The sequence below is a fragment of the Microtetraspora sp. NBRC 16547 genome, assembly GCF_030268965.1.
Taxonomy (GTDB): Bacteria; Actinomycetota; Actinomycetes; order Streptosporangiales; family Streptosporangiaceae; genus Microtetraspora.
In genome coordinates, this window is sequence record NZ_BSSE01000058.1 from 1 (window position 1) to 10,563 (window position 10,563).

The 10,563-nt window shown below is 64.5% G+C and carries 3 protein-coding genes; all 3 read right to left on the minus strand.

The features are described from left to right. Positions 1-362: 362 nt before the first annotated feature. Complete coding sequence (locus QSK17_RS35315) at positions 363-878, minus strand: hypothetical protein (RefSeq protein WP_285710971.1); 516 nt, start codon at positions 876-878, stop codon at positions 363-365. A 17-nt stretch (positions 879-895) separates the two neighbouring features. Then, on the minus strand, positions 896-9,490 hold the full coding sequence (locus QSK17_RS35320) for a DNRLRE domain-containing protein (RefSeq protein ID WP_285710973.1): 8,595 nt from the start codon (positions 9,488-9,490) through the stop codon (positions 896-898). An 803-nt stretch (positions 9,491-10,293) separates the two neighbouring features. After that, a partial coding sequence (locus QSK17_RS35325; RefSeq protein WP_285710975.1) for a transposase family protein occupies positions 10,294-10,563 on the minus strand: 270 nt, incomplete at its 5' end.

The following is a 10,563-nucleotide window of genomic DNA, read 5'->3' on the forward strand; positions in this document are numbered from 1 at the left end:
GAAGCCTTCCCCCGCAGGACGACTCCGAAGGGCCACAATCCTTCATCTTCCACGCAGCACCGCATCAAGAAGCTCTCCCTACATCAAGCCTCCCTCAACGTTCGTGACACACACCAGGGGCTTCACTGCGTTCCTGGCCAGAGTCCGCAGGCTGGACCATCCCTCTTCCCGACCCGACGATCACGATCCATCACGGGCGCTTACGCGGAATGCCTCATTGACGCCCAGGCCGTCGCGCTGGCGGTGCTGAATGGGCGGGCCACCGCAACGCCCAAGAGCAGCGACGGCCCAGTCAAGCAGATCCGCCTATACGAGAGAGGCAATCATACCATCGGATGGATTATAACCCGACGCATACATTTCTAAGTTCTTGCGGGTCGCAGTATTGCCACCATGATAGATTCCGGATACTTGGCCGTCGAATACGCATCCTCGGCGACCTTCTTGAGACGTGATTCACCAAAACTCCCCACGTCTACGAACTCCTTCAGCGGCATCAGAATGAGAATCGCGTCCCATTCGGAAGACTTCAGATTAACGGTTCGAGGGGAGTCATCGATGTCAACCACCCACCCCCTCTCCCGGAAATAGTCGACCACTTTTCCGAAAGAACCCTGCGGGCCCAAGGCGGGAGTTTCGAAGATTATATACTCCAATGTTGAAGCGACGTCCGACTCGGCTGATTTCACCTTGACATCAGCTACGACCGTCCCCACTCCTCGTACTTGCCGCACGGCGGCGGCATCTACTTCCACCAACCGCCCATTCCAGTACCACCCCGCGAGGAACAGCAAGCCGATGATGATCAGGGAGATCGCCGAGACGGCCACAACCGTTCCCATCCGGACAGTTACCGTTCTAGACACCTCTAACTGCACCGCCCTTCGAGTCCAGGTCAGTAGCAGGACGCCTGAACACAGCGCCAATACTCACGCGCCGCGTCGCCCATCCAGCCATTGATCCAGGATTCGCGCTTCAACGCCTCCTGACTGGGCCTTTCTTTACCGGTCTTCCATCCTATGTAACTACTCGCCCCCGTGCCGTAGGCAACGGCCGCTTCCCAGTCATTTATGTGACGACCGTTGATGACTACCGTATTCTTCAGATCTTTCATGTAGGCAGCGGCCAACTTCAGGGCCGTCCCGGGGCTGTTGATCAACATCTGTCCGATGTCCTTGTTAGTGAGCCCCTTCCCAGCTCCGTTGTAATACTTGTTCAGCATATCCCTGGCCGTCTGAATCTGCATCTGGGTTATCCCCAGAGAGGACGTGTCATTGTAGCGAGCCGTGATGTTGGCCGCGATCCCCGTCTTGGGTTCAAGCCAATAGTTTTCATAGATGAGCATCGCCATGAATGCAACAGGATCCACTCCATGCTCTCTCGCTGCTGAGAGAATCTGCTTCTCATACTGCACGAGATTCTTGTACGAGTTGATATAGCCAAATCCACAGCCTGTCATCCCCGGACGTCCGGCGCCCTGCTCCGCTGCTCGACAGCTCGGCGCCTTCGGGGCCATGTACGCTGCGGCAATGATGGCTTCCGACCCCGTCTTCGAGATCTTTATCTTTCGCAGCTCCGACCAAAGGTAGGCGAGATCCTTGTCGCTCCGATCCGTGTGGATCTCATAGAGGGCCATATACGTCTCTCGCACATTTTCCCCCGCCTTCCAATAGTCCTTCGGCGCGGGCCTGCCACTCGGCATAACACCGAGTTCTTTAGCTCGGTCATCAGAGAATTTAGGCTGCTGCGACTTAAATTCGAAGGAGGACATATAGGAGGTCCACCACTGCGCCTGTGCGTCGGTTTCGTGGCAGGTGCCGCCGCTGCAGATGTAAGCACCGCCGCATGAATAGCCGGCGAGGCACACGTTCTCCGACCAGTGTCCGGTTGGGTCGGCGTGGTTGAGCGGTGAGCCGTTCGCGTAGGTGTAGCGGTTGGTCTGGATGGAGGGAACCGGGTCCAGAGTCCAGGAGTCGCGTGACGTGAAGGATCCGGTACGCGGTTCGTACCAGCGAGCGGCCATGTTCACCTTGCCGGTCTCCGGGTCGGTGAAACCGCCCTGGTACCCAAGACGGTCGGCCACACCGGTGCGGGCGATGACCTCGCCGAACGGGTTGTAGGCGGCGGAACGGGCCAGTCCGGTGCCGTCGGCGGTGAAGGTGCCGACGAGATCACCGTGCAGGTCGCTCAGCGCCAGTTCGGCGCCGCTTCCGGTGTTCAGGCCGAGCAGGTTCCCCACGGCGTCGCGCCCGTACGTCGCCTTCTTCACGCCGGCCTGGTCCATGACGGCGACTAGGTCGTTCGTGAGTCCGTCGTAGGAGAACGTCTCCTCCGCCCCGCCCTGGGTTCGGTTGGTCATCCGGTCCAGCGCGTCGTAGCCGAACTGGACGTTTCCGTCCTGGATCAGGCGATCGAACGCGTCGAACTTGAGCGTCGTGACCTCGCCGTCCGTGGTCTTCCCTGCCAGGGTGCCGCGGGCGGTGTAGGTGTATGTGCTCCCGTCTCCGGACAGCAGGCGGTTACGCTCGTCGTAGGTGTAGGTCTTGTCGCCGGCGCGGATCCTGTTGCCTGCGGCGTCCCAGCCGTAGACGGTCTTCTGTCCATCGGGGGCGGTCCAGGACGTGAGCCTTCCCGAATGGTCATAGGTGTAGCCGTTGGTGCCCGCTCCGGCGGTTCCGGCCGTGTCCTTGGAGACCATGTTGTCGTTGAGGTCGTACCCGTAGCCGATCGAGGAGATCTCTGCTCCCGCGGATGTCTTCAGTTCGTCCTTGGTGAGGCGGTTCAGCGCGTCGTAGGAGAAGGTACGCCGAGCTCCGCTCGTGCCGTAGCCCATGCTGGTAAGGCGCGAGGCGTTGTCATAGCCGTAGCTGATCGTGGCGCCGGTCACCGGGTCGGTGGTCTCGGTGAGGCGGTCGTCGCCGTTCCAGGCGAAGGCCGCGGTGCCCGCCGCGTCTACACGCTGCGTAAGCCGCCCGTTGGCGTCGTAGGCGTAGGCGCTGATGTCACCGCCAGGGCCGGTGGTCTTGAGCAGCGTGCCTCGGTCGTTGTAGCTAAAGGTGAGATCATTCGCCTTGGTGAGGCGACCTGCCAGGTCGTACTCGAAAGTCTTCTCCGCGGTGGCCGTCTCGGCGCCGCTGCCGGTCTGCTTGGTGAGACGGTTCAGTTGGTCGAATGTGCGATCGATGCGGACACCCCCAGGAGCAATGCCGGCAACCGGGTTTTCCGCGCCATCGTAAATGGTCGTCCAGGTCCGGTCGGCGATTCCGGGATGCACGGTCGTGGAAGGTTCGATGGTCGATTCCACCAGGCCGAGGCTGTTGTAGGTCGTGATGGTGGAGTTACGGCGCCCATCGGTCACGCGGGTACGGAATCCGGCGGCGTCGTAACCGAAGCCGGTGGTGATGGTCTCGTCGGCCGAGACGGGTTCCTTGAGTTCGATCAGGTTGTTGACCGCGTCGAACTTCTGGAGGACCGTGTGGCCTTCCGGGGTTGTCTGATCGATCACGTTGCCCGCGAGGTCGTATCCCAGGGTCTGGGTGCGCAGCAGACTCCCGTCTGAGTCGTACTCCTTGACCGCCGTCTTCCGGCCAGCCAGGTCGTATTCCGCAGCGGTGCTCGTGCCGATCGGGGTGATGACCTTCGCCATGCGGCCGGCCAGGTCGTAGCCGTACCTGCTCACGTTCCCGGACGGATCGGTTTCGGTGACCAGCGCGTCCGATGCGTCATAGGTGCGGGAGGTGGTATCTCCGGCAGGACGGGTCTGCTTTGTCAGCCGACCCGCGTCGTCGTATTCCAGGCGTGTGACGTACGCGGCGGCACTGGGCCGTCGTTCGACGGTCGTCTGGGTGATCTTGCGTCCCAGGCCGTCGTACGTGACCTCGGTGCGGGCGCCCGTCGGGTCAGTCTGGGACAGGACTTCTCCGACCAAATCGTAGGTATAGTTCCACTGGCCGGGGTCAGCGCTGTCGATCTTGGGGTCGGTCACCTGGACGCGCCGTCCGAGCCCGTCGTAGGCGGCGGTCGTGACCTTGCCGCGCTCGTCGGTCACCCGGGTCTGCTGTCCCGCAGCGTCGTAGCCGTAGCTAACGGTCGGAGTGACGGCGGCCCCACCCGGCGGCGTGTAGGCAGGCTTGGCCAGGGATGTCACACGTCCGGCTCGGTCGTATGTCGCGCTGGTGAGGCGTCCTTCGGGGTCTCGGACGTGGGTGAGTTCACTCTGGGTGTTGTACCCGAGCCGGGTGGTGGGCCTGCTCGTCGATGGCGCGGCGCCGTCGCGCTCGATCTTCACCGGCGGGGCGAGGGATTCGACCGGCCGTCCAGCAAGGTCGTAGCGGATGGTGGTGGTGTAGTCGGCGGCAGTGGCTCCGGAGGCGTTCCCTCGGGGATCGGTGATGCCGGTGACGAGGCCGCGGTCGTCGACAGTGAAGGTGGTGACGAGGTTCTCGTCGTCGTTGTGGACCTTCTCGCGTATCCGCTTGTCGAGCTCGTTGTAGGCGTACTCAGTGATCTCCGTCCTGCCGGCGCCGTCCGCGGTCTTGCTGACCTTGGTCACGTTGTCGTTGGCGTCGTACGCGTACGAGGTCGTGCGGCCGAGTTTCGTGGGGTCGAGCGTCTCGGTGGTGAGGCGGGCGGCCGCGTCGTAGGTGCGGTCGACCCGGGTGAGGCCTCCGCTGGTGATCTGCTTGGTGAGGTTGCCGGCGGCGTCATAGGTGTTGTCTTCGAGCACCACGTTCTTCGGAGTGGTCGAGCCGTTGAGTTCGGCGTTCTTGGCAACCGTCTGCGCGGGGCGATCGTCGCCGTAGTAGGTGAACGCTGTGGTGCGGCCCATGGCGTCGGTTTCGGACGCCAGGCGCCCGTCGGGGTCGTAGGCGTAGGACGCGATCACCACGTCGGCGGCCGACTGTGGCGTGATCGGGTTTCCGGTCCAGCCGACCAGTGTGGCCGTGGCCAGCTCGTCACGAGCCGTGTACGCGTACTTGTACGTGGTCCCGCGCTCGTCGGTGTAACCGGTCCTGCGGCCCTTGACGTTGTAGATGTACCTCTGCACGCCGCCCTCGGGGCCGGTGATGGAGGCGACACGGCCCTGGTCATCGTAGGTGTAGGTCGTCGTCCGGGCGGGGTCGCCGCCGGTGAGATCGGCGGAGACTTCGGTGAGCGTGTTGCCGTCGGCGTCGTAAGTCGTGCGCTGCTCGCGGGTGTGCGTCACCGAGGTGAGGTCGTTCTTGACCCCAGGTTCGGTCACGCGGGCAAGCCGACCGACCGGATCGTATCCGTAGGTCGTGGTCACCCCGTCGGGGGTCGCAGAGGCGATATTCGCCTTGGCCGAGATCCTGCCGACGGCGTCATAGGCGATGCTCATCACCGCGCCGGACGGCTGTGTCACCTTGGCGACGTCCCCGGCGGCGGTGTAGGCGAGTGTGGTCCGGTTGCCGTTGCGGTCGGTCTGGGTCTTCAGCAGCCCCGCGGGTACGGTCCCGCCTCCCTCAGCGGCTTCGGTGCCGTCGGTGTAGGTCCACTCGGCTGACCTACCTGAAGTGAAGTCGCTGGTGGCGGGGCTGGTCTGCTTGGTCTTCGCTCCGAACTGGTCATAGCTGATCGTGGTGAGGTAGGTGTCGTCCGTGGCGCTGGAGGAGCGGGCGTCCCGGTACTCGGTCACCTGGTCGTTGCGGGGGTCGAACAAATTGTCGCCGTCCACGTGGTAGGCGTAGTACTCCGTGGCGCAGTCGGCGCTGGCCCTGCAGACGCTCTTCGCGAGCAGGTTGCCGCGCCCGTCGTAGGCGAACTCGTCGGCGTTCCCGTTCCGATCGGTGATCTTCGCCGGGAAGCCGCCGGTGTCATAGGTGTAGCTGGTGGTCTTGCTGAGCTGGTCGGTCCAGGAGACGGGCCGGTCGTCCCGCGTGGTGTCGCTGACGTAGGTCAGCGTTCCGTTGCGGGGGTCTGTCACGGCGATGGTGGCGATGCTTGTGCCCGTGGCGTCCTTGGTGTACGCAGGCGCCGACAGCTTCCACAGTCCGGCGTTAGCGTCGGTGCTGGTCAGCAGACGGCCGCCGTCGGCCGCGTAGGTGTTGACCACGGCGACGCGGCCAGACGGCCGGGTGACCTTCGTGAGCTGGTTGCGCGCCAGTCTGGTCTGGTAACGGGTCGCGATCTCCTCCGGACGCAGCGGCTTGCCGTAGACCGCGACCTCATCGATGGCGCCGGCGAAGGGGAACGGCCCGCTGGAGCTCGCCGTCCCGGGCCAGCCTGAGGAACCGAATCCGTAGCCGATCCTGGCGTCCCACTGCCCGAGGTTGGTGATCTGCTTGGCGAGGGAACCGACCGCCTGCCCGTCCAGGTAGAGGGTCTGGGTGGTCTTGGCGCCCGACAGCACCACGTGATGCCAGGCGTCGTCGTTCACCACGCCGGTGGAGGTGATGGGAGCCGCCGTCCCGGTCCAGAACTGGCCGCGCAGCTTTCCGTCGGTTCCCACGTAGATCGCGGGCGTGTACAGGGAGGGCGCGTTGGTGGCGGAGTTCTGGTAGCCGAAGATCGTGCCCGACTTCGTGGTCTTGAACCATGCCTCGATGGTCACGTCTCCCCCGAGGCCGCTGACCACGCTGGCTGGGAGGGAGACGTACGCCGAGTTGGCCGTGCCCTTGAAGGTCATCGCGGTGTCGCCGGATCCGGCCAATGGGGCCTGCGTGCCACCGGTCGCGTCGGCGGTGCCACCGGCGATCTTCCCGTTCCCGACTCCGGATATATCCCCGACGAAGTTGGAGATCAGGCTGCCCAGCCCGGTGCCGGTCTCGTTCAGCCGCCAGTATCCGACCGGCTTGGTGTCCTGGACCCTGCTGCGGTACTGGGAGTCGTCGTTGTATTCGTAACGAGTGCAGGCGCTACCGGAGGACGGCGGGCACACCTTGACGAGGTGGTCACCGTCGTAGGCATAGGTCCAGGTGATCGGGGCGCCGTCCACCGGGTCGCTGGCGACGCTGGTCACGTGCCCACCGCTCCAGGTGAAGGTCAGCGACCGTCCACCGGTCCCGGTGACCTTGGCCAGCTTCCCGTCCGTGCCGTACTGAAGGGTCTGGGTGCGGCCGCGGTTGTCGGTCACCTTCAGCAGTCGGCCGGAGGAGTCGAACCAGTAGGAGGTGGAGGCTTTGTCCATCAGCCGCCAGCCGCCACCGCTCTGCGTCGCCAGCGTCGCGTACGTCCCGGCCGGTGAGGCGTAGGTGCCGTCGCCCTTGGCCGCGAACCGCCACTGCCGGCCGTCCGGATAGGTGACCAGGACGGTGGAGGTCAGCGGCTCGTTCTCCAGACGGGTATCCCAGCGGGTGGTCCAGCCGGCTCCGAACGCGCCGTCGCTGCGCGGATCGAGGCTGTTGTAGGTGCGGATCACCGACAGCGGCGGTCCGGCCGAGGCGACCACGAGATCGGTCTCGGTGCGGGTGTAGTTGCCGGTGACGTGGTCGAAGTCCCGCCCGCCGGTGCCGGACGCGAGCTGGGCGTTGATCGAAGCCTGCTCGGGGACGGTGCTGAAACTCCGCCACGACGACGTCGCGGTCGCCGCGCTGGTCGCGGCCTGCGAATACCACCAGTAAGTCTTGCCCCACTGCAGCTTCCCGGCCGGGATGGTCCAGGCGCCCTTGACCCAGGTGGAGGACTCGCACCAGGTCCAGTTGTCCTTCGGGCCCGCGCAGAGTTGGTACCAGTAGGAGGTCGCGGCCTCTCCGGGAACCTGCGCGTACGCGGACAGCGCCGGGGTGAGCGAGCCGGCCTGGCTGTTGTCGTACGGGGAGAAGTTCTGGAAGGAGACAGCGGTCAACGCCATCGACGTCACCTGAGCTGTTTGCCACCCCGACCACGCCGAATAGTCGATGCCGTCGTAGGCCCGCACCCGGTACTGGATCTTCTGCCCGTCGGAAAGCTTCCCGGCGGGGACGGCCACGGTGGCCTTGCCGCCCGAGGCGATGCCGCTGGCGGTACCGCTCCACACGACCGTGCTGCCAACTTGTACCTGGAACTCACCGGACAGCGAGCCGCCGTCAGCATCGGAAAGCACCGCCGACAGCACCGGCGTCAACGAGGTGACCACACCGCCGGTCTCGGCCGTCACCGTGGGCGCGACCGTCGGAGTCCCCACCGTCGGCGCGACGTTCGGCAAGCTGTAGGTCAGGGTCAGGTTCGGCTTCCTGCTCGCCTCGGCGGACGAGAACGCGCGGGTCAGCGTGCTGGTCCCTTCCGATCCGCTCAGCCGCACACCATAGTTCGTGCTCGTCCTGGCGACCCACCCCTGCGCCATGGAAGTGATGTCCCAGGTCATCGCTTTCGGGTTGGAGGTGCTGCACGTGCCTGAGGAGACGTTCACGCCGGAAGTCGACCAGTCCACGGATGGCTGGTTGTGCCAGGCGATCCCCGACGACCAGTAGGAGTTGACCCGAGACGCTGTCACCGCGCTGGTCTCACATGCGCTGCTCGACGTGAAGCTGGAGTTCCACAGCTGCAATTCAGCCCTGGTCAGCGTGACGTTCGTCGGGACGGAGGACACGTCGAAGCTCAGGAACGCGCGATCCCGCACATAGGTCCGGGGGTTCTCGTACGTGTTGACGCTCGTTCCCACGTAGAGCGTCGATGAGGAGGGGAACCCGGACCCCAGGCTGTACGTCCCATCCGAGTAGTAGGTCGTCTCCACGTAGGTGTCGACGCTCGGGGTCAGCGTCACGGTCGGGTCCACCCGGACGGGGTACCTGGTGGCGGGGTCGGCGAGGAACTCGCCGTCCGGGCGCAGCACCAGACTCTGCCGGCCCTTCTCACTCACCAACCGGGTGTCGATCCCGCCGACACCGTTCGCCTTGCTCGCCTTGTCCGCCTTCTGGTTCCGCGTGGGGCTCGAAGCGGACTCGCCGGACGCCGGGGAGGCGGATCCGGACGCCACCGTCGCGTCGTACATCACCGGCTCCGGCGCCGAGGCGACGACCTTCCCCTGTGCTGACTTCACCTCGAACCCGCCGCCGGAGGTGGCGGCGAGCGTCATCCCCTCGCCTTCCACTCCCAGCTTGATCTCCACCGGGGCGTCCGGGCGTTCCCGCAGCACCACATCCTCGGAGAACCCGTCCGGGAGCATGGTGACGACCAGGTCGGCGCCCTTGCCCGCCGCGTCAGCGTAGGTGGCGGTGTTACCGTCGATCATCGGCTTCGGCAGCGCGGTCGGCCAGGTCAGCGCCAGTGACTCACCCTTACCCTTGGTGAACGTGACCAGCGGCTCATCCGAACCGCCCACGGAGAACACCACATCGGCCTTGGCCGCCTTCGCCTTGAGCACCCCGCCGACCTCGACCAGCGAGGTGTCGACCGCGACCCACTTGCCATCCCGCTTGACGCGAGCCACGCCGCCGCTGACCTCCGTGGTGAAGGTGCCGTCGGCATTGGCATAGGTCAGAGATGATTCCGTGGTCTCGCTGTCGACCGGCACCCGGGAACCAGTGCGCGTCGCGGTCGCCAATGCGGTCACGAGGCCCGAATTATCGACGCCTTCACCCGAGTCCTTACTTGCGCCTTCGCCCGAGTCTTTACTTGCGCCTTCACTCGCGACTCCGTCTTTCGCCTTCTTCTGAGGCGTCAACTCCTCCGGCAGGGGCGGAGGCGATTCGAGGCCACCCTTGGCCGGCTCATCAGATGTCTTGTGTCGCTTCTCAACCGGCAGACTTCCCTTCGGCCGTTGAGGCTTCCCGCCCGACGATGCGGACGTCTCCGCCCGCGTGGCGGAGGAGTCGACGAGATGCGTGAGCCCTTCGGCGGTACGCGACTGCTGAACCGGCGGCTTGTCAGTAGAGCCTGCTGTTGAGCCTGGCAGGGAAAGTGTTACCTGCCCCGAGCTTGCTGCGGCAGGAAACGCCGGAAGCTGTATGAGACCGGGCAGGAGGGCTACAACAGCAGCCACTCCGGTCCGCGCCAACCACCGGCTCGGCCCAATATTGCCCAGCCCAAAGCGACTCCGACGCATTTAACTACCTCATAGAATCCAGCCGCCGAAATGCGGCAATGCTCACGCACGGTTACAGCAGTCAACTGACAGTGGATTTGAAGCGCTCTTTACAAAGCCATTCAGAAACTACTCGGGCAAGATCAAACAATCCAGAGAGATCAATGTGACTTATGTCACAATGCACCATCTTTGTGACGCCATCGCATCGCTCGGGCCGCCTTCTCGGCCCCCGCATTAACGCATCAGCCGAAAAGGAAATAGACGCCGACCGAAAATTCGGAATTTCGGCGAGGAGAAAAAGCTTTAAAATGACGTTTTCTCAGTGAATTTCAGCTGATCCGTCGATGTTCGAAGTGGACGAGAACGAGTGCGGCGCGTACAAGGTCGCCGATCCGGCTGGGGCTGAGCGTGGTGTGCTTCAGGGCCGTCCAGCGTTCGGTGAGGAGGGCGAAGCCGCGTTCGCCGAGGCTGCGTAGCGCTCGTTGTAGGGCGTTGCGGGCGCGGTTGTCGACGCTGAGCATGTTGCCATCAGCAGGTTGCTTGAACGGAACGACGATGCCGTGACCTGCACCTTGATAGCCGGGGTCGGCCAGGACGGG